We start from the raw sequence: 26614 nt of genomic DNA, 5'->3' as shown, positions 1-26614 counted from the left end.
CGCTGCGGGTCGCCGGCGCCCGCCTCGCGTCCCGGCCGCACTGGTCGACGGCGCGGCTCGCGGACCGGCTCGCGAGGGAGGACACGCGCCTGCGCGAACTGCGCTTCGGGGACCTCGACGTGGGGCGGTCCGTGTTGTCCTCGGTGCGCGGCTTCAGCACGCGGGAGCGCGCCCTCCTCGCCGAGCTGACGGAGCTGGGGCGCGTCCCGTTCCCCGCGGTCACGGCGGGTTCGCACCTCGGTGTCCCGGAGCCGGCGGCGGAGGATCTGTTGGAGCGGCTGACCGACGTGTCCCTCCTGGAGATGGCGGGCGTGGACGAGACGGGCCTGCCGCAGTACCGCTTCCACGAGATGGTCCTGGTGTCCGCCCGCTCGCCGGCGGGGGCGCGCTGCTGAAGCCCGGCCGGGGGACTCGTCCCCTGCGGCCGGGGCAGGGTCGGAGGGACCACGGCAGGCGGGACCCCGTGGCCGGTCAGGTCAGCAGCAATCGCGCCCAGCCGGCCCGGGCGCCGGCCACCACGGCCAGTGCGTAGGCCCCCAACGGCAGCAGCAGCACCCCGAGTGCGGCGAGTGCCCAGGCCTGCGGGTAGGAGGTGACCGCCCACTGCTTCAGCGCCATGGTGGACGCGCCGCCGTGCGCGGCCAGCATGAACGGGGTGGCCAACAGGCTCACGGGAACGGCGAGCGCGAACACCACGGCCAGCAGGTCCAGAGGCCACAACACCGTCACGAACAGCAGCGTGTACGCCAGTTCGCGCCAGCTGGCGGCCTCGCAGAACCGCTTCCTGCACCAGGGGCCGAGCCCTGGCTCCTCCGGATCCTCGTGCGGGTCGCGCAGGGCCTGGTGGCCGACCCACCCCAGCCGGCGTCGCTCGACCACGCCCATCGGGACGCCTGACAACAGGGCCGCCAGCACAAGGGGCAAACCCACGAGCACGACGCTGAGCACGCCGCCTACCGCGACCAGGGTGACTATCGCGACCAGGGCGGTCAGGCCCACCGGCGTGCTGCTCAGCAGATAGGCGGTCGCCCGCCACGGCCAGGACGAGAACAGGAACCCGGGGCAGCGGACCGCCCCCCACACCGATGTCGCTTCCAGGATCGCCATGACCCCACCGTAGAAACCGGGTGCCCCCGCGCCCAGCAGCGCAGTTCTACTTCCGAGGTATGCCTGGCCCTACCCCGAAGACTCTGTTCCGCCGCAATGTGCCGGACCCCCGACGCACGGTTTCGTGGAGTCGGCATGCGGTGCCCGTGAACCGCTGCCCCCGCCGAGCCGTCGCGCGGCCCGAAGTCGTCCAGAACACCGAAGGAAGAAGAGGCCGTCATGAGGCTCCGCACCCGCCACCTGTCCGTCGCCGTCCTCACCCTCGCCGCCGGCGGACTCGCCACCGGCTGCGAGGTCGGTGAGGAGGGGGCGAGGAGCGAGCGCACTTCGTACGACGTGTCCGGCAAGGTGTCGGCGCTCGACGTGCGGACCCCGGGCGGCGACGTCGAGGTCGTCGCCGGTGACGGCAGCACGGTCAGGGTCACCGAGAAGGTGACGTACAGCGGTGACGAGCCGGAGACGGAGCACGCCACACGTGGCGGCACACTGCTGCTGACGGCGGGGGACGGCTGCGCCGCGGACGGTGGGGCCTCCATGTGCACGGTGGACTACAGCCTGGAGGTGCCGAGGGCCCTCGCGGCCGTCTTGGAGAGCAGGGGCGGGGACGTCTCGGTGTCCGGGCTCGCCGGCGCCCCGGAGGTCACGTCCGGCGGGGGCGAGGTCACCACGGACCGGCTCACCTCCCGGCGGTTCACCGTGGCGGGCGACGGCGGCGCGGTCGACGCCCGGTTCACCACGGCGCCAGACACCGTGGACGTCGACACCCGGGCCGGCGACATGTCGGTGCGGGTGCCGGGGCGTACGCGGTGAAGCCCACCAGCAACGGCGGCTCGTCGAAGGTCGACATCAAGACCGACCCCGCGGCCACCCGCAAGATCACGCTGCACACGGACGGCGGTGACGTGCGGCTGAGCGCCGCGGGCTGACCCCTCCCGGCACCACGACGGCCGACCGGTCAGTCCCTGCAAGAGGGGGCACCGGGCCGGACCCGAACGAGTCGGCGCACCGAGCGCAGAAAGCTGCCAGTGCAACCACATGCCAGGCACGACGCCCGGCCGGCGGGGCGAACCGCTCGGACAATGGTCAGCGGCGCCGTCTCCCGAACTCCTCCCGTCACGCCCGCGGGAGATCCAGCCTCGAACAAGTTGGGACTCATGAACAACGACGTGATCCAGTTGTCCTCCGTCAGCAGGCGTTACGGGACAGGCGGCAGTGCCGTGGCGGCTCTCGACGAGGTGTCACTCTCGTTTCCCCGAGGGACGTTCACCGCGGTCATGGGCCCGTCCGGGTCCGGCAAGTCCACCCTGCTGCAGTGTGCCGCAGGCCTCGACCGTCCCACGTCCGGATCGGTCACCGTCGGTGGCACCGAGCTGACAAAGCTCAGCGAGACCAAGCTGACGCTGCTGCGCCGCGAGCGCATCGGCTTCGTCTTCCAGGCGTTCAACCTGCTGCCGTCGCTGAGCGCCGAACAGAACGTCGCCCTGCCCCTGCGGCTGGCCCGCAAACGGGTGCCCAGGGCTCAGGTCCGCGAGGTGCTCGAACAGGTCGGACTGGGCGGGCGCGCCGGGCACCGGCCGACCGAGATGTCCGGTGGCCAGCAACAGCGTGTCGCCCTGGCCCGCGCCCTGGTCACCCGGCCCGAGGTGCTCTTCGCCGACGAGCCGACCGGTGCCCTGGACTCGCAGACCAGCCGCGAGGTGCTGGCCCTGCTGCGCTCCATGGTCGACCGCGAGGGCCAGACCATCATCATGGTCACCCACGACCCGGTGGCCGCCGCCTACGCCGACCGCGTGGTGTTCCTCGTCGACGGCCGCGTCAACGGCGAACTGGTCGGGGCGGGCGCCGACGACATCGCCGCCCGGATGACCAAGCTGGAGGCCGTGCCGTGCTGAGCATCGCGCTGCGCACGCTGCGCACCCGCTGGGTCACGTTCGTCGGCAGCTTCGTCGCGCTCTCGCTGGGCGTCTCGCTGCTCGCCGTGATGGGTCTCGCGCTCGCCTCCTCCCTCGACGCACCCGAGCGGCAGCCGGAGCGGTTCGCCGCGGCGCCGGTCGTCGTCCAGGGGCAGGACTCCCTCCGCGTGCCGACCCCGATCGGCGACCGCACCCAGAAGCTCGCCCAGCCGCGGGCCGTGCCCGGACAGACGGTGGCGAAGCTGAAGGAGCTCGGCACCGTCGTCGAGGACCGGTCCTTCGCCGTCAAGGTCGAGGACGGGCCCGGCTCGCTGGTGGGCCACCCATGGTCCACCGCTGCCTTCGCTCCGTACCAGATCTCCGCGGGCCGTGCGCCGCACACGGCCGACGAGGTCGTCGTCACCGGCGGCTGGGCATCGCTCGGCGAGCAGGTGCGCACCCACCGCGGGACCGTGACGGTCGTCGGCACCGTCGCGCCGCGGGGCTTCGAGGACGCGGTCTTCTACACCGACGCGCGCGCCGCCCAGCTGTCACCGGTGAGCACCCAGCTGGTGGTGGACGCCGACGCGGCGGCGGTCCGCAGCGCCGTTGACGACAGGTCGAAGGTGCTCACCGGCGCGGAGCGCCGTCGCGCGGACGCCGATCCGGACCGCGACAGTGAGGCGCTCACCGCCATGAACGCCATGTTCGGCACGGCGGGCGGGGTCACCGCCTTCGTGTCGGTGTTCGTGGTGGCCTCCACCTTCGCCTTCGCGGTGGCCCAGCGGCGCCGGGAGTTCGGGTTGCTGCGCACGGCGGGGGCGACCCCTGGGCAGATCCGGCGGATGGTGTTCGCGGAGGCCGCGGTCGTGGGTGTGCTCGCCTCGGCGGCCGGTTGCGTGCTCGGCGCGTACGGGGCCCCGAAGCTCGCCGAGTGGGTGGTGGACGGCGGTCTCGCACCGAGCTGGTTCACCATCGGTGACTACACCTGGCCGTACCACCTGGCTTTCTGGACGGGTCTGTTCGTCGCGCTGGTCGGTGTGATCGCCGCGTCGTGGCGGGCCGGCCGCACCGGCCCCACACAGGCGCTGCGCGAGGCGTCGGTGGACAGCAAGGCGATGACCTGGGGGCGCTGGCTGTTCGGGACGGGCCTGTTGCTGACCGCCCTGGTGACCCTGGGCCTGGCCCTGGTCGACGATCCGGGCGAGCTGCTGCACCGCAAGACCTATGTCAGCAGGCCGATGTTGCTGATCACCGCGGTCGCCCTGCTCGCGCCCATCGTGGTGCGTCCGCTGACCCGGCTGATCGCCTGGCTCCCCGCCCAGCTTCCGGGGGCGGTCGGCATGCTGGTGCGGGAGAACGCGGCCGCCGGGGTCCGCCGCACCGCGGCGATCGCCGCGCCCGTCCTGGTCACGGTCGCACTCGCGGGCTCGCTGCTCGGAGCGACCGCCACGCTGAACGAGGCGAAGGCCACCGAGACGCGCGAGCAGACCGCGGCCGACTTCGTGGTCCGCCCCGCCGGGGACGCGGGGTTCGATCCGGCGACGGTGGAGCGGCTCAAGGCGGTCGACGGCGCCGAGGTGTCGGTGAGCTCGACGAGCGCCGTGTACGTGCTGGAGGAGGGCGTCGCCCTGATCAAGTCCGAGGCTCGCGCGGCCGAGGCCGGCCCGCTCGCGAAGACCGTGCACCTGCCGCTGGCCTCGGGCAGGGTGGCCGATCTGGACGACGGTTCGATCATCGTCAACGAGGAGTGGGAGAAGCACACGGTCGGCCAGCGGGTGGCGGTGTGGCTCGGTGACGGTACGAGGAAGTCCTTGCGGATCGCGGCTGTCATGACCACCGGCACCGGCGACAACGGCGTCTACGTCACCCCGGCCAACGCTTCCGGCGCGCCGGCCGACCGGGTGGACGTGTCACTCGCCGACGGGGCCGACTTCGGCACGGTGGCCGCCGGGCTGCGGGACGCGGTCGGCGCGTCGGGCGGACAGGTGCTCACGCGGGACCAATGGGTGCGGGCCAGCTATCCCGAGACGAACGAGACCACCCGGTACGGCTTCTTCCTGGTCCTCGGCATCGCCCTGCTCTACACGGGCATCTCGCTGGCCAACACGATGGTCATGGCGACCTCCGACCGGGTCCGCGACCTGGCCGTGCTGCGCCTGGCCGGGGCCACGCAGTGGCAGGTGCTCCGACTGGTCGGCGCCGAGGCGCTCATGGTCGTCGCGGTCGGCGGGGTGCTCGGACTGTTGGTGGCCGGCCTCAACCTGGCCGGGATGTGGAGCGCGCTGGGCCTGCTGTCGGTGTGGAGCCCGGTGGAGCTGCCCTGGAAGGAGATCGGGGCGGCCGTCGGGATCTGTGCGGTGCTCGCGGTGGTGTTCTCCGTGGCACCGGCTTCCCTGGCCATGCGGCGCCGGGCCGTGGAACTGGCCGGCATCAGGGAGTGACCGCCCGACCGGCCTCCGGCCTCCGGCCTCGGGCCGGGGGCCGGTGCACCGGCCGTGACGGTCAGCCCTCCCAAGGTTCTGCCATGGCGACGGCTATCCTGCGCGGGCCCGTGAAGGGCTCGCGGCCGTGGGCGGCGAGCATGTTGTCGACGACGAGGACGTCGTCGCGCTCCCAGTCGAAGCGGGTGGACGCCGCGCGGTAGGCCGCGCGCAGGTGGTCCATCACCTCGTCGGGGATGCGGCCGCCGTCACCGTAGTACGTGTTGGTGGGCAGGTCCTCCTCGGCGAAGATCTCCCGCAGTCCTTCCTGGACCTCCGGAGCCAGCGAGGTGACGTGGAAGAACGTCGCGTGGTTGAACCAGACGGGGGCACCGCTCTCCGGGTGGGTGTGCACGGCGCGGCGCACCGCGGTGGTGCGCAGCCCGCCGTCCGGCCGCCAGTGCGGGTCCAGGCCCTTGCCGCGGCAGTACTCCTCGACCGCGTCCCGGTCCGTGGTGCCGAAGGCCTCCTGCCACTGCACGCCGAACTCGGCGTGGAAGTTGCGCACGACCCGCCAGCCGCGCCGCGCGAACTCGTCGCGGATGCCGGGGTCGATGTGCCGGTAGACCTCGCGGATGTCGGCGAGCGGGGTGGCGCCCTGGGTGAGGGCCGGCTCGATGCAGAAGAAGTACAGGGTGCGCGGCCAGGCCGCCTGGTAGGAGTTCTCGTTGTGCAGGAAGATCTCCTCGCCCTGGGGGTAGTCGGTCGAGGTGTAGACCTGCCCCTTGATGGTGGAGCGGGGCGAGGAGCGCTCCGCGTAGGTGAGCGGCGCGGAGCGGGAGAACTCGCGGACCACGCCGTCGAATCCGTCCACCCCGCCCACCTCGAAGCCGCGCAGCAGGATCGCTCCGCGCTCGGCGAGGACGCGGCGCAGCTTGTCGTGGTTCTCGTTGATGAACGTGTGGACAGAGGTGCCGGGGGTGCCCGGCGGCGCGAAGAACTCGGCGGCGGTCATGCGGCGTGGGCTCCTTCCTTCTCGGTGTCGTGGGGCGCGGGGCCGTACGCGTCGTCGTGCGGGTCGCTGTCGTACGGCAGGTTCTGGATCTCTCGTCGGTAGTCCCGCAGCAGTACGGGGCCGGTGCTGCCGGCCTCCCGGGCGAGCGCGGCGAACAGTCCGGGGCCCACCGGCAGGTTCTGCACCGTCCAGGTGTCCGGGCCGTTCGGCTCGACGTGGGTGACGCGGACCGGGCCGTCGTGGGCGGGGCGTACCTCGATGGTGCGCAGGTCGGCGACGATGCCCACGCCGGAGGCCTTCACCACGGCCTCCTTGCGCGTCCAGCAGCGGAAGAAGGCCGCCAGGCGCAGTTCCTCGGTGGGCTGGGCCCGCATGTGGGCCAGCTCGTCGGCCGTGAGCACGATCGCGGACGAGCCCTGGACGTCGACGGTCCTGCCGTCCTCGACGTCGGCACCGACCTGGTGGCCGGCGACGACGGCGAGCAGCCAGTGCCCGCCGGAGCGGGAGAGGTTGAAGTCGAGGCCGCTGGGCGGCCAGTCGATGCGCGGGCGCCCGTGTTCGGGGTGCCGGCAGCGGGGGCAGGGCTGCCGCCCGAGCCTGATCCGCTCGGGCGGCTCGCCCAGGTAGCGGGCCAGGACCCGGCGCAGGGCCGCGTGTGCGCCCGCGTACCGGACGGCGGCCTGCGGCGACCTGCGGCGTACGATCCCGAGTTCGGCGGCGGAGAGCAGGGCGGTGTCCTCGGGGAGCAGGGCGTCCGGTGCGCGGCCCCGCCAGACGTGGACGGCGTCCCCCGCCCGCAGCCGCTCGAACTCGGCGGTCTCGGCAGTCATGGCGCCATCAGTCCGACATCGCCACCAGCACGCGACGGTCGCCGGCGAAGGGCCGGCGGCCGTGGGCGAGCGACACGTTGTCGATGAGGAGCAGGTCACCGGTGCGCCAGTCGACGTCCACGGCGTTGGCCAGGCCCCGGTCGCGGATCTGGGTCACGTACTCGGCGGGGATCGGGCTGCCGTCGGCGAAGGTGACGTTCTGCGGGAGTTCGTCCTCGGGGAGGATCTGGGCGAGGGCCGCGGCGGTGTCGTCGCCGAGGCCGGCCGGGTGCCACTGGTCGGCCTGGTTGAACCAGCCCTCGACGCCGGTGACCGGGTGCCGGACGGTGGCCGGGCGTACCGATACGACGTGGATGCCGCCGTCGGCCTTCCACTCCCAGCCGGCTCCGGTGCCGTCGAGGAACGCCTCGACCTCCTCGCGGCTGTCGGTCTCGAAGGTGTCCTGCCAGCTCTTGCCGAGGCCGTAGCCGTCGTGCAGGTTCTGGGTGTAGCGGACGCCACCGGCGAAGGCCTGCCTGACCTCGTCGTCGAGGGAGTTGAGCCACACCGCGGAGTCCAGCACCGGGGTCGCTCCGCCGCCGCCGGGCTGGATCTGGCAGTAGAAGGCGAGCCGGGCCGGCCAGGCGTGGGCGTAGCTCATCTCGTTGTGCATCGAGATGGTGAATTCCTGCGGGTACTCGGTCGAGGTGTAGACGTTGCTGCCGACCTTGGTGCGCGGCGAGTTGCCGTGCACGTAGGCGAGGCGGTTCGGCAGCAGCAGGTCGAGGACGTCGTCCAGTCCGGCCGGGGTCACCCCGAAGCCACGGAAGACCAGGGCCTTCTCCCGCACGAGGAGTTCTCCCAGTTCGTCACCCATCGCCTCGAGGCGGTCGACCAGTTCCTCCGCGCCACCGACGAGTTCGGTCTCGATCTCGAGCGGCGACCAGGTCTGCTGTTCAGTCATGGGACGATCCCTTCAGTATTCTCCGACTATCTAGGGGAAAGCTATAAATTCTCTATTTCGCCCTGCTCCCTCCAGTTGTCGTGCGATGTCGGCCGTCAGCTCCGCCTCGCACGGGTCGAGATAGAAGTGGTCACCGGGAAAGGACCGCAGCGTGAAGTCGCCCGCGGTGGTCAGTTCCGCCCAGGCCGCCACCGATTCCCGGTCGCGGCCGGAGCCGGGGTCGCGGTCGCCGATGTACGCGCCGATGGGTGCGCGTACGGGGGCCGGGCTCCCGGGCCGGTACGTCTCGATGAGCCGGTAGTCGGCGCGCAGCGCGGGCAGCAGCAGCTCCCGCAGCTCGGGGATGTCGAAGACCTCGGAGCCCAGGCTGCCGAGGCTGCGGACGCCCGCGATCAGCGTGTCGTCGTCCTCCCCGTGCAGCCCGCTGTGCCGGGCCCGGTGCGGGGCCGCCCGGCCGGAGACCATCAGGCGGGCGGCCGTGGTGCCGTGCCGGGCCTCCAGACGCAGCGCCACCTCGTAGGCGACGGCGGAGCCCATGCTGTGCCCGAACAGCGCCACCGGCCGGTCGAGGTACGGGACGAGCGCCCGGGTGATCCGGTCGGCGAGGTCCGCCATGTCCTCCACGCACGGCTCGGCCAGCCGGTCCTGCCGGCCGGGATAGCGGACGGCGAGTACCTCGATGTCCTCGGGCAGCCTCGACGGCCAGCCGTGGTAGAGCTGGGCGGTGCCGCCGGCGTGCGGGAAGCAGACCAGTCGCAGCCGCGGGTCCACGGACCGCCGGTGCACCCGGAACCAGGCGGCCGGGCTGTCAGGTTCGCTCATGTTCGTCTCCTTTTCGCCCTTGGGCTTCGGTGTCGGCCGGCGCGTCCTCGGTGCGCAGGGCGGGACTGAGTACGGCGCCCAGGGCCAGCAGCGCCATCGCGGCGCCGGTCAGCAGGATCGAGTCGGCGGCGCCCCACAGTTCGAGGGCGAGGCCGGCGAGGAGCGCGCCGAGCGAGTTGGTGCCGGAGGAGATGAGGTTCGCGGTGCCGGCGACACGGCCCTGGAACTCGTCCGGGGTGGTGCGCACCTGGTAGACGGCGGCGGCGACGTTGAAGACGGCACCGACCAGGCTCGTGCCGGCGAACAGCAGGCCGAGCAGCAGCGGTTCGGCCCCGGTGAAGGAGATGGCCGTCATCAGACAGGCCCAGACGGCGAGCCCGCCGACGAGGATGGCGCGCTGGCTGCACCGGCGCATCCACCAGCCGCCGGTGAGCGCCCCGAGCATGCCGCCGATGCCGCCGCCCGTCACGACGACGGCGAGGACGGCCTCCGAGCGGCCCTCCTCCTTGATCATCAGGATCACGGCGAGGCTGAGGACCTGGAACAGCGCGTTGGTGCCGGCGACGAAGCCGAGCGCCGTGCGCAGGAAACGCCGGCGCCACAGCCACGCCATGCCCTCGGCGACTTCACGGTGCAGTGCCTTGCGCGGGGCGAGCCGTTCGCCCTGGAACTCCTTCCTGATGAACAGCAGAGTCACCAGCGAGACGAGGTAGGCGACCGCGCCGAACAGGAACGGCACCCAGCGCACCGCCGTGTAGAAGAGGATGCCGGCGGGCTGGCCGAGCAGTCCCGCCGCCCGGCCGCGCGCCTCGTTCTGCGCGAGCGCCTGCGGCAGCTGCTCCTCGTGCACCACGTTGCGTACGGCGCCGCGTTCGGCCAGCCGGTAGAAGACGGTGAGGCACGACTCGACGAACGCCACGGCGGCGATGTGCGCCACCTCGACCCGGCCGGTGAGCACCGCGGCCGCGGCCGTGCCGAGCGCCAGCGCCCGGCCCGCCTCGCACACCACCATCACGCGCCGCCGGTCCCACCGGTCCACGAGCGCCCCGGCCGGCAGCTGCACCAGCAGGGCGGGCAGCAGGGCCGCGAAGGTCACCAGGGACATGGCGATCGGCGAGCGGGTGTGCCAGAGCACGAGCAGCGGATAGGCGACCGCGGTGACCCGGGTGCCGAGGAACGACATGCCCGCTCCGGACCAGAGCAGGACGAAGTCCCGGTTCCTGCGCAGTGGCGGCAGCTCGGGGCGGGCCTCGGCCGGTGCCTGGGGGGCGACGGTCACCGGGACCGCCCCGCGCCGTCCGCGGACCCGGTGGGCCCGCGGCGGCACCATTCCAGGACGGCCATGGCGCTGTGCATCTTGTTCTCGGCCTGCTGGAAGGCGATGCTCGCCGGGCCGTCGAGGACGTCGGCGGTGACCTCCTCGCCCCGGTGCGCGGGCAGGTCGTGCAGGAAGACGGCCTTGGGGCTGTCCTCCCACAGCGCCTCCCGGACCTGGAACGGCGCGAACAGCTCCCGCCAGTCGGGGTCCGGCTTGCTGGTGCCGGTGGTCTGCCAGCGCGTCGTGTAGACGGCGTCCTGGTCGGCGGGCAGCGCGTCCATGTCGTGGCGCTCGGCGAACCGGCCGCCATGGCGCTCGGCCTGCTCCGCCGCCCGGGCCAGGAACCGGTCGGCGAGCCCGTGGCCGGGCGGGGTGCGCAGCTCCAGCTCGACCCCGGGGAAGCGGGTGAGGGCCAGCGCGAGGGCGGAGGCGGTGTTGTTGCCCTCCCCCACGTACAGGACGCGCAGCCCCTCCAGTCGGCCGAACCGGCCGAGGAGCGTGGTCAGGTCGGTGAGCGCCTGGGTGGGGTGCTCGTCGGCGCTCATCGCGTTGATGACGGACATCCGGTTCTGGGTGGCCCAGGCGCGCATCTCGGCGGGGTCGTCCGCGGTGCGGGCGACGAGCACGTCGAGCATCCGGGACATGACCCGGCCGGTGTCCTCGCTGGTCTCACCGGTGTTGAGCTGGAGGTCGCCGTCGCCGTACGAGACGATCTGCGCGCCGAGCCGCAGGGCGCCGGCCGAGAAGGCGGTGCGGGTCCGGGTCGAGGTCCGGCGGAAGTAGATGCCGGCGATGTCGCCCTCCAGCGGGCGGGCCCCGGCGGGGCCCTCGGCGCTGAACCGGGCACCGCGGTCGACGATGGCCCGCAGGTCCTCGTCGGTGAGGTCGTCGATGGATATCAGATGGCGTACGCGTGCCACGGTTTCCTCCTTGGGCGGGTGGTGGGAGAGGGGCCGCCGGTCATGCCCGCTCCTCCTCGGTGACGACCGGGGCGAGGACCGCCGGGAGATCGCCCGAGCCGTCGGCCGTGCGCCAGTCGGCGGCGAGCCGACCGCGTCCGAACGCGCCGTCCTCCCGACCCAGTTCGGCGGTGAGGTGCTTGACGACGGCCTTGCCGGAGTCGGCGTTGGTCAGGGCGACGAAGCCGGTCCCGCCGTGCAGGAGGCTGATCGTCATGTTCCAGTAGCCCGAGGGCTCGCCCCCGTGACCCAGCTCCACGTCGTCACCGCTGTCGTCGACGATCGTGCCGAGGCCGTAGAAGGTGCCGGCCTCGCCCGCCAGCAGCTCCCGGGCCAGCTCCTGCGGGACCAACGCGCCCGGTACGCCGAGCAGCGCGTCGCGTACGGCGACGGTGAACCGGGCGGCGTCGGCCGTAGTCGTCCACAGGCCCGCGGCGGCGAGGTGGGCGCGCCGCCGCCAGCCGCCCTTCAGCAAGGTGCCGTGGGCGTCGTGACCGAGGGCGACGGGCAGGCCGGAGGTGGTGGGGTGGTCCTGGTCGAAGCTGGTGTCGCCGAGGCGGAGCGGGTCGAGAACCAGGCGCCTCATCAGCGGTTCGAAGGCCTCGCCGGTGACGTCCTCGAGCACCTGCTGGAGGACCCAGTAGTGCGTGCTGCTCTTGCGGAACACCTCGCCGGGGGGCAGCTCGCGCCGCACCTTCGGCGTGGTCACCGGGGGCCTGCCCGCCAGCAGGTCCAGCAACGTGGGCAATTCCTCGCCGGGCCGGAACCCGATGCTGCGGTGCCGGGCCAGACCGGCCCGGTGTCCGAGCAACTGGCGTACCGTGACCGGCCCTTGTGCCCGCGGGTCGTCGGCGAGCCGCCAGGACGTGAGATACTTCGCGATGTCCGCGTCGAGGTCCACGACCCCCTCGTCCACCAGCCGCAGCACGGCGAACGCGGTCACGTGCTTGCTGATCGAGCCGACCTGGAACAGCGTCCTGGCGGTCACCGGCACGTTCCCGCCCGCGGCGAGCACCCCGTGCCCCTCCACGGACACGACCCGGCCGTGGCGGACCACCGCGAGGCCGACGCCGGGCACGTGGTGGTCGGCCATGACGCCGTCGAGGCCCTCGACCGCCGGGGTCGCGGGAACCGCCGGGCCCATCAGGCCGGCCGCCTCGGCCACGACCTCGCGATCGGCCTGTGCGAGCAGCCTGGCCAGCAACTCGGCCGGCACCTCGACGGTGGCGGGGGCCTCCGGCACCGTGGGTACCGCCTGCTCCGCCGCCTCCTTCGCCGCCTCCTTCGGCCTTTCCTTCCCTTGCTCCCTCATGTCCTCGTCCACCGCCGCCGCCAGGTCGATCAGCGTGTCGTGCTGGTACATGCGGTAGATCGAGATCGCCAGCCCGGCGGCGCGGGCCGCCGCCAGGACCTTGATCATCAGCAGTGAGTGCCCGCCGAGGTCGAAGAAGCGGTCGTGGACACCGATCTGTTCCACACCGAGCACCTCGGTCCAGATGGCGGCGAGGGCCCGCTCCGTGGGGGTGCGCGGCGGCACGTGGGCGGTGCCCGTGCGCAGGTCGCCCCGGTCGGGAGTGGGCAGGGCGCGGCGGTCGACCTTCCCGTTGGCGTTGAGCGGCATGGTGTCCAGGGCGATGAAGGCCGCGGGCACCATGTAGTCCGGCAGCCGCAGCGCGCAGTACGCGGCCAGGGCCTCCGGCGAGGCATCCGTACCGGTCCAGTGGGCGACCAGCCGACGGTCCCCCGGCACGGGCTCGTGCACGGAGACGAACGCCTCACGGACGGCCGGGTGCCCTGTCAGCACGGTCTGGACCTCGCCCAGTTCGACGCGGTAGCCACGGATCTTGACCTGGTCGTCGATGCGGCCGAGGAACTCGATGTTCCCGTCGGGGAGCTGCCGCACCAGGTCACCGGTGCGGTAGAGGCGGCCACCCGATGCCCGGTCGTACGGGTCCGGCAGGAACCGCTCCGCGGTCAGGTCGGGTCGTCCCGCGTACCCCCGGGCCACGCCCGTTCCACCGACGTACAGTTCGCCCGCGACCCCCATCGGCACCGGCAGCAGCGCCGAGTCCAGCACGTACGTCCGCATGTTGGGCAGGGGGCGGCCGATCGGGACGACCTCGTGGCCGACCGGTCCGGTGACCGGGAAGACCGTGGAGCCGACGGACGCCTCGGTGGGGCCGTACTCGTTGATCAGGCGGCCGGGACCGAGGATGTCCAGGGAGCGGTTCGCGGTGGTACGGGGCAGGGCCTCGCCGGCCACGACCGTCACGGCGGCGAGTTCGTCCGCCTGCTCGGTGGTGAGCTGCTCGGCGAGCAGGTCGAGGTGGCCGGGGGTCAGCTTGACGAAGCTGTAGGGTGCCCCGGCCAGCAGCGCGCGGCCCAGTTGCGCGGGCGGGGTGTCCTGCGCGACCGCGTAGACACGCTGGCCGGTGACCAGCGGCCCCCACAGGTTGGGGACGACCAGGTCGAAGGCGACCGAGGAGAACAGCGGCGCGCCCCCGGTCCCCCGGGCGGCCAGCTCACGGGCTGCCCAGGCGACGTGGTTGACGAGGCCCCGGTGCGGCACCTCGACGCCCTTGGGAGTGCCGGTCGAACCGGAGGTGAAAACGACGTACGCCAGCGAGTCGAGGTCGTCCCGGCGAACCGGCGCCGACGTCGGACGGCCGGCGCCCGCCGTGTCCCCGATCAGCACCTCGGTACCGGCGAACCGGTCCGCGTACGCCTCCGACGTGACCACCACGCCGGCACCCGCGGTCCGCACGATCGCCGAGACGCGCTCCGCCGGGTAGGACGGGTCGACCGGAACGTAGGCACCGCCCGCCTTCCACACCGCGAGCAGCGCGGCGATCAGGTCGGGGCCCCTGTCCAGCAGGACGGCGACACGGCCCTCGGCGTCGACGCCCCGGACACGCAGCGCGTGCGCGAGGCGGTTGGCGCGGGCGTCGAGTTCGGCGTACGTCAGTGTCTCGGCGCCCAGGGTGACCGCCGGCGCGTCGGGGACGCGGGCGGCCTGCGTCTCGAACAGCTGGAGCACGGAGGCGGTCTCGGCCTCGTGCGCGGTGTGGTTCCACTCGACCAGCTGGCTGTGCAGCTCGTCCTGCGGCAGAGGGACCATGCGGGCGTCACCTGTCGGGTCGTCCACCATCGCGGCCAGGACCGCGGCGTACAGCGCGGTCAGCCGGTCGGCGTTCGCGCGCGACAGGGCGTGGGTGTGGGTGGTCATCAGCAGGTAGCCGGATACCGCCGACACCGCGAGGTCGAACTCGGTCGCGCCCTCGCCGGAGCTGGCCTCCAGGTCGACGCGGTCGGTGTCGACGTGGTCGAAGTCCTGGTAGCTGAAGCGGACGTCGAGGAGGCGTTGCACGCCGGCGTCGTGCTGAATCGCGGGCATCGGGTAGCGGCGGTACTCCCACATGCCCGCCTCGTGGGCGAAGACCGCGCGGACGAGCTCCTCCCACGTGCGGTCGCGGTCCGCGTCGAAGGCGAACGGCAGCGTGTTGAGGTACATGCCGTAGACCCGGTCGGCGCCCGGTGCCTCGGGGCGGGCGCTGAAGACGAGCCCGGAGTGGAAGCGGTCCTCCTCGGTGAGCAGGCTCAGCGCCTTCAGATGCGCGGCCAGCAGCACGCTCTTGACGGACACCCGGGCCCGGGTCGCCAGAGCACGGAGCCCGCGCTCGAAGGGTTTGAGTTCGACGGCGACCCGGTAGCGCTCGCGGTCGGCGTCACGGTCGCCCGCCCAGGCCTTCGGGAGGGAGAAGCGCACGTGGCCGTCGGTGACGGCCTTCCAGTACGCCTTGTCCCGGTCGGAGTCCAGGGAGCGCAGCTCGGCGGCGACGAAGTCCGCGTAGCGCACCCCGGGCACGGCCACCGTGGCCTGCTCGGCACCGTCGCGGGCGCGCCGGTACTCGTCGAGCAGCTCCATCAACAGCGCGCGGTGGCTCCAGCCCTCGGTGATGGCATGGCAGACGGTCAGCCCGAGCCGCCAGCCGCCGTCCTCGACGTGCGCGGCGATCCGCAGCAGCGGTGCCCGCTCCAGGTCGAAGAGGTCGGCGCGCTCGGCGGTCACGAAGGCCCGCACCGTGGCGGCACGCGCGTCCTCGTCCAAACCTCGCAGTTCGTGAACGGTGACCGGGATCTCCGCCTGAGCGTGCACGACCTGGAGCGGCTGGGAGTAGCCGTCCAGGTGGCAGGAGGTGCGCAGCATCTCGTGGCGGGCGGTGACCGTGCGGGCGGCGGCGCGCAGGGCCCCGGCCGAGAACGGCTCGGACTCCGCGACGCGGAACGACGACACGTTGTGGTAGGCGTGCTTGGAGTCGTCGGCGAGCATCTCAAGGACCATGCCGAGTTGCACCTGGGTCAGTGGATAGGCGTCCACGGAGTCGGTCGGCAGCGCGGCCCGGTCTCCGGCCCCGATCAGGGCGAACCGTTCCACGGGCGTGTCCACCTCGGTCCGTGCCGGGCGCCCGGTGAGGAACTCGGCGAGCTCGGCGACCGTGCGGTGCTCGAACACGTCCCGCACCCCGATGTCGAAGCCGGCCGAGCGCAGCGCCCCGACCATGGCGACGGCGTGGATGGAGTGCCCGCCGATCTCGAAGAAACCGTCCTCGACACCGACCCGCTCCAGGCCCAACACCTGCGCCCACACCTCGGCGACGCGCTCCTCGGTCACTGTGCGCGGAGCCACATGGGTGTCGTCCGGTGCCTCGGCCGCCTCGGGGGTGGGCAGGGCGCGGCGGTCGACCTTGCCGTTGGCGTTGAGGGGCAGGGTGGCCAGGGCGGTGAAGGAGGCCGGGACCATGTACTCCGGCAGGCGCAGGGCGCAGAAGGCGGCCGGGTCCTCGACGGGCCGGCCGTCGCCGGTCGTGTAGTAGGCCGCGAGGCCGCGGTCACCGGTGTCCGTCTCGTGGACGGTGACGAACACCTCCCGAACGCCCGGGTGTTCGGCCAGCACCGCCTGGACCTCGCCCAGCTCGACGCGGTAACCCCGGATCTTGACCTGGTCGTCGAGCCGGCCCAGGAACTCCACGTTCCCGTCCGCGCGCTGCCGCACCAGGTCACCGGTGCGGTACAGACGAGCGCCCGCGATGCCGTACGGGTCCGGCAGGAACCGCTCCGCCGTCAGGTCCGGGCGCCCCGCGTAACCGCGCGCCACGCCCGTACCACCGACGTACAGCTCCCCCGCCACGCCCACCGGCACCGGCTGGAGCAGCCCGTCCAGCACGTACATCGTCATGTTGGGCAGCGGACGGCCGATCGGCACGACCTCCGAGGGCCGTGCCTCGGTCACCGGGTGGACGCAGGTGCCGACGGAAGCCTCGGTCGGCCCGTACTCGTTGACGAGCCGGCCGGGCCCGAGCGCGGCGAGCCAGCGGCCCGCGACCTCGCCGGGCAGCGCCTCCCCGGCGACCACGACCGTCCCGGCCAGGGACGCCACCGTCCCGGGGTCCAGCTGGTGGCCGAGGATCTCCAGGTGTCCCGGGGTGAGCTTGATGAAGCTGTACGGGCCCTGAGCCACCAGGTGCGCACCGAGATCGGCCATGTCGACCGCTCCGGACACCGTGTGCACGGCCTGCCCCACGACGAGCGGCGCCCACAGGTTCGGCACCACCAGGTCGAAGGCGACGGACGAGAACAACGGCGCCCCGCCCGTGCCCTGCGACGCCAGCTCCCGCGCGGCCCAGGCGACGTGGTTGACGAGGCCGCGGTGCGGCAGCTCGACGCCCTTCGGCGTCCCCGTCGAACCCGACGTGAAGATGACGTACGCCAGCCGGTCGAGGTCGTCGGTCCGCTCCGGCGCCGTCACCGGCAGCCCCTCCACCGAAGGCCGCGAGTCATCGAGGACCACCCGGGCACCCGAGGTCCCGACGATCGCCGCGACCCGCTCCGCCGGGTAGGACGGGTCGACCGGCACGTAGGCCGCGCCCGCCTTCCACACCCCCAGCAGCGACGCGATCAGCTCCGGACCGCGGTCCAGGACCACCGCCACCCGCGACTCGTCACCGACCCCGCGCTCCCGCAGGAAGTGCGCGATCTGATTGGCGCGGGCGTCCAGCTCCGCGTACGACACCACGAGGTCGCCGGCGCGGACCGCCGCCGCCTCCGGTGTCCGGACCGCCTGCGCCTCGAACAGCTCCAGTACCGACCGCGTCTCGGCCTCGTGACCCGTCTCGTTCCACTCCACCACCTGCCGCCGGTACTCCTCCGCCGGCAGATGCGCCTCCCGCGCCGAACCCTCCGGGTCCGCCGCCATCGCCTCCAGCACCGAGCGGAGCATCCCGGCCAGGCGGTCGGTGCCCTCCCTGCTCAGGGCACGGGGCGAGGCCGTGAGGACCAGGTGGCCGATGCGGGCGGAGACGCCGAGCGGGAACTCGGTCGGGCTGTCGTCGATGCTCGCCAGGTAGTCGACGCGGTCGCGGTCGACCTGGTCGAAGTCGTGGTAGCTGAAGCGCATGTCGATCAGGCGCTCGCCGTCGGCGAGTTCACGCTGGATGACGGGCATGGGGAAGGCCCGGTGCGGCCAGAGTTCGATCTCGCGGGCGAAGACCTGGGCGACGAGCTCGCGCCAGGTGCGCGCCGAGCGGTCGTGGGCGAAGGGCAGGGTGTTGAGGTGCATGCCGTACACCCGGTCCGCGCCGAGCACCTCCGGCCTGGCGTTGCAGACCAGGCCGGTGAAGAAGCGCTCCTCCTCGGTGATCAGGCTCATGGTCTTCAGGTACGCCGCGTGCAGCACGCTCTTGAGCGACGCGCCCGCCTTCGTCGCCAGGGCCCGGAGCCGGTCCTCCAGGTCGTGGAAGGGGACGGGGACGCGGCAGGGCTGTCCGGCGTCCTGGTCGTCGCCGGTCCAGAGGGCCGGGACGGACAGCCGGGCGTGGTCGGTGACGATGTCCTGCCAGTAGTCGCGCGAGTCCGGCGAGGCGAGCGTCGACAGTTCGGCTGCGACGAAGTCCGCGAAGCGGGCCGTGGGCCCGTCCGGCGCGGCGGCGGGCTCGCCGTCCCGGATCCGCCGGTACTCCTCCAGGACCTCCATCAGGAAGGAGTGGTGGCTCCAGCCGTCCAGGATGGCGTGGCACTCGGTGTTGGTGAGCCACCAGCTGTCGTCGCCCGCGAGGTGCGCGTGCAGCCGCAGCAGCGGGGCGGTGGCCAGGTCGAAGAGGTCGGCGCGCTCGGTGGCCGTGAACTCCCGCAGGGACCGGAGGAGGGCCTCCTCGTCGAGAGCGCTCAGGTCGCGCACTCCGACGGTCATCTCGGCGTGGGTGTGGACGAGTTGCAGCGGTACGGAGTAGGCGGAGAGGTCCACGGAGGTGCGCAGGACGTCGTGCCGGGCGGTGACGAGGGCCGCCGCCTCGCGCAACGCGGCCTCGGAGAAGGGGTGTTCGTCGCGTATTCGGAACGAGGTGACGTTGTGGTACGGGTGCTTCCCGTCGTCGGTCAGCATCTCGACGACCATGCCGAGCTGGACCTGTGACAGCGGGTAGGCGTCCGTGAGGCCCTCCGGGAGCCGGTCCCGGTCCTCGTCCGCCACCAGGGAGAACGGGGCGACGGTGGCGGGCCGGGCGGCCGGTGCCGGGCGGCCGGTGACGAGTTCGGCGATGCGCGCGACGGTGCGGTACTCGAAGACGTCGCGCACGGCCAGGTCGTACCCGGCGGCGCGCAGCCGTCCGACGAGGGTGACCGCCCGGATGGAGTGTCCGCCGAGTTCGAAGAAGCCGTCCTCGACGCTCACCCGGTCGAGGCCGAGCACGTCCTGCCAGGCCTCGGCGATCCGCTCCTCCACGACGGTGCGCGGGGCGACGTACGCCGTCGCGCCGACGGCGTCCTGGCCCGGGGCGGGCAGGGCGCGCTTGTCGAGCTTGCCGTTGGTGGTCAGCGGCAGCCCGTCGAGGACGACGAAGGCGGCCGGGACCATGTACTCGGGCAGTGCGGCGGTGAGCAGAGCGCGCAGCTCGGCCGGGGCGGGGGCGTCGGCGCCGTCCGCGGTGACGTAGGCGACGAGCCGGACGTCGCCGGGGGTGTCCTCGCGGACCAGGACGACCGCGTCACGGACCGCCTCGTGGGCGGCGAGGGCGTTCTCGATCTCGCCGAGTTCGATGCGGAAGCCGCGGATCTTCACCTGGTCGTCGGCGCGGCCGAGGAACTCCAGCCGGCCGTCGGGCAGCCGGCGGGCCAGGTCGCCGCTCTTGTAGAGGCGGGCGCCGGCCGGTCCGTACGGGTCGGGGACGAAGCGCTCGGCGGTCAGCTCGGGGCGGTTGAGGTAACCGCGGGCGACGCCCGGGCCGCCGACGTGGATCTCGCCGGGCACGCCGACCGGCACCAGCTCGCCGTTGCCGTCGAGGAGGTGGACGGTCAGGTCGGCGAGGGGCCGCCCGATGGGGTTGCCGGACCGCGGGTCGAGGTCCGCGTCGGTCAGCCGCCGGTAGGTGGTGTGCACGGTGGTCTCGGTGATCCCGTACATGTTCACCAGCGCGGTGCGGTCCAGGCCGACGCGCTCCGCCCACGGGCCCAGCTCGGAGACCTCCAGCCTCTCGCCGGCGAAGACCACGGCGCGCAGGGCGAGCCGGTCGATACGCGGGTCGCCGTCGCGGGCGGCGCCGGTCAGCGCGCGGAACGCGGAGGGCGTCTGGTTGAGGACCGTGACGCCCTGGTCGACCAGCAGGTCGAGGAACTCCTCGGGCGAGCGGGTCACCGCGAAGGGGACGACGACGAGGCGGCCGCCGTGCAGCAGCGCGCCCCACATCTCCCAGACGGAGACGTCGAAGGCGTAGCTGTGGAACAGGGGCCACACGTCGGTCTCCGCGAAGGCGTAGTGCTCCCGGCCGCGCGCGAGGAGCCGCACCACGTTCTCGTGGGTGAGGGCGACGCCCTTGGGGCGGCCCGTGGAGCCCGAGGTGTAGATGGTGTAGATCAGGTTCTGGGGGGTGCCGGCCACGCCGGGGGCGGTGCCGGGCTGGGCGGCGAGGAGGGCGGCCTCGGTGTCCAGTTCGACCACGTCGCCCTCGTACCGCCCGTCGAGGACGCCGGCCTGGGCGGCGGTGGTCAGCACCACCGGGGCGTTCGCGTCCTTCACGATGTACGCGAGGCGATCGGCGGGGTTGGCGGGGTCGAGGGGCAGGTAGGCGGCGCCCGACTTGAGCACGCCGAGGAGTGCGGGCATCAGTTCGATACCGCGTTCCAGGCAGATGCCGACGAGGTCCTCGGGGCCGACGCCCTTGGCGCGCAGCAGGTGCGCGACGCGGTTGGCGCGGGTGTCCAGCTCGGCGTACGAGAGTTCCCGGTCCTCGAAGACGACGGCGACGGCGTCCGGGGTGCGGGCCGCCTGCGCCTCGAAGACCTCGTGGACGCGGCGGGTGACCGGCTCCACGCGCTCCGGGCCGCCGGCGAGCAGGGCCCGCTCGTCGGCGCCGAGGATGCCGGCCACGGACAGGCGCGCGGCCGGGTCGGTGGTGACGGTGTCCAGGAGGCGCAGCAGGTGGTCCGCCATGCGCTCCACCGTCGCGCGGTCGAACAGGGCGGTGGCGTACTCGAAGCGGCCGGTGAACGAGCCGTCGGCGCCCTCGGTCAGCTGGAGGTCGAGGTCCGTCTTGGCGACGCGGCCGGTGCCGAGGTACGGCTCCGCCGTGAGCCCGGCCAGCTCGAAGGCGGCCGTCCGCTCGCCGTGCATGGTGAACGCCACCTGGTAGAGCGGCGTACGGGACATGTCGCGCTCCGGCTGGAGCCGGTCCACGAGCTGCGCGAAGGGCACCGCCTGGTGGTCGAAGGCGTCGAGCACGGTGGCGCGGGTGGCGTCGAGCAGTTCACCGAAGGGCGCGTCCGCGCTCCAGCGGCCGCGCAGGACGAGGCTGTTGATGCCGTAGCCGATCAGGCCCTGGAGTTCGGGCAGGGTGCGTCCCGAGCCGACGGTGCCGACGGCGACGTCGGTGCGGCCGGTGTAGCGTCCGATCAGGCCCTGGAAGGCGGCGAGGACCACCATGAAGGGGGTGGCCTCGTGGTGCCGGCCGGTCGCGCGGACCCGGTCGGCGAGCGGGGCGGGCAGGGTGAAGGCGACGGTGTCGCCCGCCGCGTCCCGCACGGCCGGCCGCGGCCGGTCGGCCGGCAGTTCCAGTGCCTCCAGGTCCGCAAGCTGAGCGGTCCAGTAGTCGAGTTGCCGGGCCAGGGCGCCGCCGTTCAGCTCCGCGCGCTGCCAGGCCGCGTAGTCCGCGTACTGCACCGGCAGGGGCGCCAGCGGGTTGCCGGCGCCGCTGGTGAACGCGCCGTACAGAGCGGAGAGTTCCTGGCCGAGGACTCCGGTGGACCAGGCGTCGCAGGCGATGTGGTGGAAGACGAGCGACAGCACGTGGTCGTCGGCGGCGCGCCGCAGCAGCCGGGCGCGCACCGGCCACTCGCCGGCCAGGTCGAAGGAGCGGCCCATGTCGTCCTCGACGGCACGCAGCAGGCTCCGCTCGTCCGCCACGGCGGTGACGTCCAGCGTGACGGGGCGCGGTGCGTCGATGACCTGCACGGGCTCGTCACCGGCGAGCGCGTAGCGGGTGCGCAGGATCTCGTGGCGCTCCAGGAGCGTCTGCCAGGCGCGGCCGAGCGCCCCGGTGTCCAGCGGGCCGCGCAGCCGCAGCACGAGCGGCACCAGGTACTCGGTGCTGTTCGGCTCCAGCCGGTTCAGGAACCACATCTGCTGCTGGCCGTACGACAGCGGCAGGGGGGCCGTGCGGTCCGCGCGCGGCACCGCGGTGCGCCGGCCGGCGCCGCGGCGGCCCGCCATCCGGCGGCGCAGCAGCTCGTCGCGGAGTGCCGCGGTGTCCCGGACCGTCTGAGCCTTGTCCCCGGTCATGCGTCGTACCCCTTCACCAGCAGTTCGTCAGTCACGAGTTCCGAGTCGGTGAGCGCGGCGATCTCCGCCTTGATGCGCTCCTCGACGGTTGCCGCGAGGCGCGCGACGGTGGGTCCCTCGAACACCGTTCGCACCGCGAAATCGATCTCGAACTCCTCCTGGATGCGGGAGATCAGCCGGATCGCGAGGATCGAGTTGCCGCCCACGTGGAAGAAGTTGTCGTGCGCGCCGGCCTCGGTGCCGAGCAGCTCGGCCCAGATCTCGGCGATGCGTTCCTCGACGGGACCGCTCGGCGGCACCCGGTCCGCCGGCCCGCTGTCCGTGCCGGGGGCGGGCAGGGCGCGCCGGTCGACCTTGCCGTTCGCGTTGAGGGGCAGCGCGTCGAGCGGGATCCAGACGGCGGGGACCATGTAGTCCGGCAGCAGCCGGGCGCAGTGCGCGGCGAGAGTGCCGGCGAGATCGCCGCCGGGCTCGGGGCCCGCGCCGGGCTGGGACTCGGCGACGTAGTGGGCGACGAGCTGCTTCTCACCGTTGTCGGACGCGTGGACGGTGAGGAACGCCTCGCGCACCGCGGGGTGGCCGGCCAGGACGGCCCGGACCTCGCCCAGTTCGACGCGGTAGCCCCGGATCTTGACCTGGTCGTCGAACCTGCCGAGGAACTCGACGTTGCCGTCGGCCCGTCGGCGGACCCGGTCGCCGGTCCGGTAGACGCGGGCGCCGGGCGTGCCGAACGGGTCGGGCAGGAAGCGCTCGGCGGTCAGGTCGGGACGGTTCGCGTAGCCGCGGGCCACTCCCGTGCCGCCGACGTACAGCTCGCCCGCGACGCCGGCGGGCACCGGCTGGAGCCGGTCGTCCAGGACGTACATCGTCATGTTCGGCAGCGGCCGGCCGATCGGCAGGATCTCCGTGGTCCCCTCGGACGCGTCGGGCACCTCGAAGACGCAGGTGCCCACGGAGGCCTCGGTCGGCCCGTACTCGTTGACCAGGCGGGTGTCGGGGGCCAGGGCCCGCCACCGCTCCAGGGTGGCCCGCGAGAAGGCCTCCCCCGCCACGACGAGGACCGGGGCCAGCGCGCCGGCCTGGGCCGGGGTCAGCTGGAGGGCGAGCACGTCGAGGTGGCCGGGGGTGAGCTTCACGAAGCTGAACGGTTCGGCCTCGGCCAGGTGCTTGCCCAGCTCCGAGAGGTCGGTGTCCTGCGGCAGCAGGAACAGCCGCTGCCCGGTGACCAGCGGCGCCCACAGGTTGGGGACGACGAGGTCGAAGGCGACGGACGAGAAGAGCGGCGCCCCGCCGTAGTCGCGCGGCGCCAGCTCCCGCGCCGCCCAGGCGACGTGGTTGACGAGGCCGCGGTGGGTGACCTCGACCCCCTTGGGCGTCCCGGTGGAGCCCGACGTGAAGATCACGTAGGCGAGCCGGTCGAGGTCGTCGGTGCGGGCGGGCCGGGTGGCCGGCGCGGCCGCGATCCGGGCCGCGTCGGTGTCGACCAGGAGCGCCCCGTCCCCGGCGGTCGCCGCGTACCCGCTCGACGTGATCACCGTGTGCGCGCCCGCGCTCCGGCGCATCGCGGTGAGCCGCTCGGCGGGGCAGGAGGGATCGACGGGCAGATAGGCGCCGCCGGCCTTCCACACCGCGAGCAGGGCCGTGACCAGCTCGGGCCCGCGGTCCAGGAGCACCGCGACCCGCGACTCGGCGCCGACGCCCCGCTCCCGCAGCAGGTGCGCGAGGCGGTTGGCGCGGGCGTCCAGCTCGCCGTAGGTGACGCTTTCCGAGCCGTACGAGAGGGCGGTGACGTCCGGGTCGGCGGTGGCCCAGGCCTCGACGAGGGCGAGCACGGTCTCGGACTCGGCGCTGACCTCGGTGTCGTTCCAGCCGACGAGGAGGCGGCCGCGCTCGTCGGCCGACAGGAAGTCGACCTTGCCGAGCGGCAGACCGGGCTGCTCGGCGACCTGCCGGAGCAGGCTGGTGAAGTGCCCGGCGAGCTGCTCGACGGTGGCGCGCTCGAAGAGGGTGGCGGCGTATTCGAGTACGCCGTCCAGGGCGCCGTCACCGGTCCTGCGCATGAACAGGGAGAGGTCGGTCTTGGCGACCTGCCAGGCGGCGGTGAAGGCCGCCATGTCCGCGTCCTCGGTGGCGACGCTGGTGACGCCCTCGCTGTGCAGGTCGAAGGCGACCTGGTAGAGCGGGGTGCGGGAGAGGTCGCGCTCGGGCTGGAGCTCGTCGACGAGCCGCTCGAAGGGCAGTTCCTGGTGGGCGAAGGCGGCCCGCGCGGCCTGGCTGACCCGGTCGAGGGCGTCGGCGAAGGTGACATCGGCGTCCAGCGCGCACCGTACGACGAGGGAGTTGAGGAAGAAGCCGACGGTGCCCTCGGTCTCGGGGCGGCCGCGGCCGGCGACGGGGGTGCCGACCGGGATGTCCCAGCTGCCGCTGTAGCGGGCGATCAGGGTGGCGTACGCGGTGAGCAGGGTCATGAAGGGCGTGGCACGGTGCGCCTTGCCCAGCTCGGTCAGCCGGTCGGCGAGTTCGGGCTCGACGCGGAAGGGGACGACGGCTCCGCGCGGGTCGCGTTCGGCCGGGCGGGGGTGGTCCAGGGGCAGGTCGACGGGTTCGATGCCGGCCAGTGCGGCGCGCCAGTGGGCCAGCTCGCCGGCGATGAACTCCTCGGTGTGCCGGGTGTGCTGCCAGGCCGCGTAGTCGGCGTACTGCACGGCGAGCGCGGGCAGCCGCGGCTCGCGGTCCGCCTCGAACGCGGCGCACAGCTCACGCAGTTCACGCTCCAGGACGACCGTGGACCATCCGTCGACGGTGATGTGGTGCAGGGTGAGGAGCAGCACGTGGCCGTCGTCGGTGCGGGCGAGCAGCGCCCGCCACAGCGGCCCCGAGGCCAGGTCGAAGCCGCGCTCGAACTGCTCTCGGAACAGCCGCTCCAGGCCGTCGCGCGAGGTGTCCTCGACCCGGAGCTCGACCGGTCGCGCACCGGCCTCGCCGATCACCTGGTACGGCTCGCCGCCCCGGTCCGGATAGCGGGTGCGCAGCGCCTCGTGGCGGGCGGACAGCGCGTCCAGGGCGCGCCGCACGGTGTCGGCGCCGGTGCCCTCGGGCAGCCGCAGGAAGAGCGGAGCCACCCACTCGGGGCTGCCCGGGTGCATCCGGTCCAGGAACCACAGGCGGCGCTGGCCGGACGACAGCGGCAGATCGCCGTCGCGCGGGACGGGCACGATCGGGCTCTCGTCGGCGGCGGGGACCTCGATGAGGCCGGCCTGCCCCTCGACGGTGGTGGCCCGCAGCAGTCCGCGCAGCGAGATCTGCGCGCCGGACGCGGCACGCAGCCTCGCGGCGAGGCGGGTCAGCTGGAGGGAGGTGCCGCCGAGGGCGAAGAAGTCGTCGTGCGCGCCGACCCGGTCCGCTCCGAGCAGGTCGGCCCAGGCGTCCGCGACGAGCTGCTCGGCGGCGTTGCGCGGGGTGACGAACGACGGCCGGCCGGCCGCGGCGATCTCGCCCGGGGTGGGCAGCAGGGCCCGGTCGACCTTGCCGTTGGCCGTGAGCGGGAAGGCGTCGAGGGTGTGGAAGAACGACGGGAGGTGGCTCTCGGGGAGCCGCTCGCGCAGGAAGGCGCGCAGCGCGTCGGCCGACGGGCCGGCGGCCCCGGGACCGGCCGCGGTGAGGTGCGCGGCGAGCCGCTTGCCGCCGCCCTCCGCCTCGTACGGCACGACGACCGCGCCGGTGACGCCGGGGTGGGCGGCGAGCGCCGCCTCGATCTCGCCCGGCTCGACGCGGACGCCGTTGACCTTGACCTGGTGGTCGAGGCGGCCCAGGTAGTCGAGGGTGCGGTCGGAGCGCCAGCGCACCAGGTCGCCGGTGCGGTAGAGGCGGGAGCCGGGCTCGCTCGCGTAGGGGTCGGGCACGAAGCGCTCGGCGGTCAGGTCGGGGCGGCCGAGGTAGCCGCGGGCCACGCCGGTCCCGCCCGCGTACAGCTCGCCCGGGGTGCCGATCGGGACCGGGTCGCCGTTCGGGTCGAGGACCAGGACGCGCATCCCGGGGATGGGGCGGCCGATGGGTATCGCGCCGCTGGTCTGCGCCGGGTCGACGGCCTGGGCGGTGATGTCGATGGAGCACTCGGTGGGCCCGTAGGTGTTCCACACCTCAAGGGCCGGGCCGGCCTTCTCGCGCAGCCGGGCGACGAGTTCGCCGTGCAGCGCCTCACCGGCGGAGAACAGCAGCCGCAGGGAGCCGCAGCCGCTCCAGTCGCCCTCCTCGACGAGGACGCGCAGGACGGAGGGGACCACCTGGAGGACCGTGACGCGGTGGTCGGACACCGCGCGCAGGAGCGCCGCCGGGTCCCGTTCGGCACCGCGCGGCGCGAGCACCACGCTGCCGCCGCCGACCAGCGGGGCGAAGATCTCCCAGCCGGCCGCGTCGAAGCCGATGGACGTCTTCTGCAGGATGCGGTCGGCGGGGCCGAGGCCGTGCTTGCGCACGGTCC

12 protein-coding genes and 1 pseudogene are annotated in these 26614 nt (G+C 73.4%); 4 read left to right on the top strand and 9 right to left on the bottom strand.

The genetic code is table 11. From position 1 onward, the window contains the following. Positions 1–395, top strand: a pseudogene (locus EBH09_RS37905) (hypothetical protein); the annotation flags it as partial. A gap of 76 nt (positions 396–471) precedes the next feature. On the opposite strand, the gene EBH09_RS19505 reads toward EBH09_RS37905, so the two are convergent. Beyond that, positions 472–1107, bottom strand: a complete 636-nt coding sequence (locus EBH09_RS19505; protein ID WP_121748262.1) for a sensor domain-containing protein — start codon at positions 1105–1107, stop codon at positions 472–474. A 219-nt stretch (positions 1108–1326) separates the two neighbouring features. Here EBH09_RS19505 and EBH09_RS19500 point away from each other — a divergent pair, with 219 nt between their 5' ends. The 3 genes from EBH09_RS19500 (at position 1327) to EBH09_RS19490 (ending at position 5443) form a co-directional block, all read left to right on the top strand. Continuing rightward, positions 1327–1917, top strand: a complete 591-nt coding sequence (locus EBH09_RS19500; RefSeq protein ID WP_121748261.1) for a hypothetical protein — start codon at positions 1327–1329, stop codon at positions 1915–1917. Between the two features lie 344 nt (positions 1918–2261). Beyond that, positions 2262–2999 carry an ABC transporter ATP-binding protein gene (locus EBH09_RS19495; RefSeq protein WP_121748260.1) on the top strand — a complete coding sequence of 246 codons (738 nt, stop codon included), beginning with the start codon at positions 2262–2264 and terminating at the stop codon, positions 2997–2999. After that, positions 2993–5443, top strand: coding sequence for an FtsX-like permease family protein (locus EBH09_RS19490; RefSeq protein ID WP_121748259.1), 2451 nt, complete (start codon positions 2993–2995; stop codon positions 5441–5443). Before EBH09_RS19495 ends, EBH09_RS19490 begins: the two co-directional genes overlap by 7 nt. A 61-nt stretch (positions 5444–5504) precedes the next feature. Here EBH09_RS19490 and EBH09_RS19485 read toward each other — a convergent pair whose 3' ends face one another. From EBH09_RS19485 to EBH09_RS19450, 8 genes are read right to left on the bottom strand one after another with little or no spacing between them, the layout of a single operon-like run. Next, entirely contained in the window at positions 5505–6437 is a 933-nt protein-coding gene (locus EBH09_RS19485) for a TauD/TfdA family dioxygenase (RefSeq protein WP_121748258.1), read from the bottom strand. Beyond that, positions 6434–7267, bottom strand: a complete 834-nt coding sequence (locus EBH09_RS19480; protein WP_121748257.1) for a 4'-phosphopantetheinyl transferase superfamily protein — start codon at positions 7265–7267, stop codon at positions 6434–6436. Before EBH09_RS19480 ends, EBH09_RS19485 begins: the two co-directional genes overlap by 4 nt. A 7-nt stretch (positions 7268–7274) precedes the next feature. Next, positions 7275–8210, bottom strand: a complete 936-nt coding sequence (locus EBH09_RS19475; protein WP_121748256.1) for a TauD/TfdA family dioxygenase — start codon at positions 8208–8210, stop codon at positions 7275–7277. A gap of 30 nt (positions 8211–8240) precedes the next feature. Beyond that, a complete protein-coding gene (locus EBH09_RS19470; RefSeq protein ID WP_121748255.1) occupies positions 8241–9032 on the bottom strand; it encodes an alpha/beta fold hydrolase in 792 nt (263 codons plus the stop codon). Next, the gene (locus EBH09_RS19465) at positions 9019–10311 is read right to left on the bottom strand and encodes an MFS transporter (RefSeq protein ID WP_238697368.1); all 1293 of its coding nucleotides are present in this window, start codon (positions 10309–10311) and stop codon (positions 9019–9021) included. The genes EBH09_RS19470 and EBH09_RS19465 overlap by 14 nt, the downstream gene beginning before the upstream one ends. After that, complete coding sequence (locus EBH09_RS19460) at positions 10308–11270, bottom strand: ornithine carbamoyltransferase (RefSeq protein WP_121748253.1); 963 nt, start codon at positions 11268–11270, stop codon at positions 10308–10310. The genes EBH09_RS19465 and EBH09_RS19460 overlap by 4 nt, the downstream gene beginning before the upstream one ends. Positions 11271–11310: 40 nt before the next feature. Further along, positions 11311–22134: a non-ribosomal peptide synthetase gene (locus tag EBH09_RS19455; protein WP_121748252.1), complete on the bottom strand. Its 10824-nt coding sequence runs from the start codon at positions 22132–22134 to the stop codon at positions 11311–11313. Beyond that, a complete protein-coding gene (locus EBH09_RS19450; RefSeq protein WP_238697367.1) occupies positions 22131–26609 on the bottom strand; it encodes an amino acid adenylation domain-containing protein in 4479 nt (1492 codons plus the stop codon). The genes EBH09_RS19455 and EBH09_RS19450 overlap by 4 nt, the downstream gene beginning before the upstream one ends. Between the last annotated feature and the right edge of the window lie 5 nt (positions 26610–26614).

The sequence above is a fragment of the Streptomyces sp. E2N166 genome (assembly GCF_003671715.1).
GTDB lineage: Bacteria > Actinomycetota > Actinomycetes > Streptomycetales > Streptomycetaceae > Streptomyces > Streptomyces thinghirensis.
This window is presented reverse-complemented; position numbering and strand designations above follow the sequence as displayed.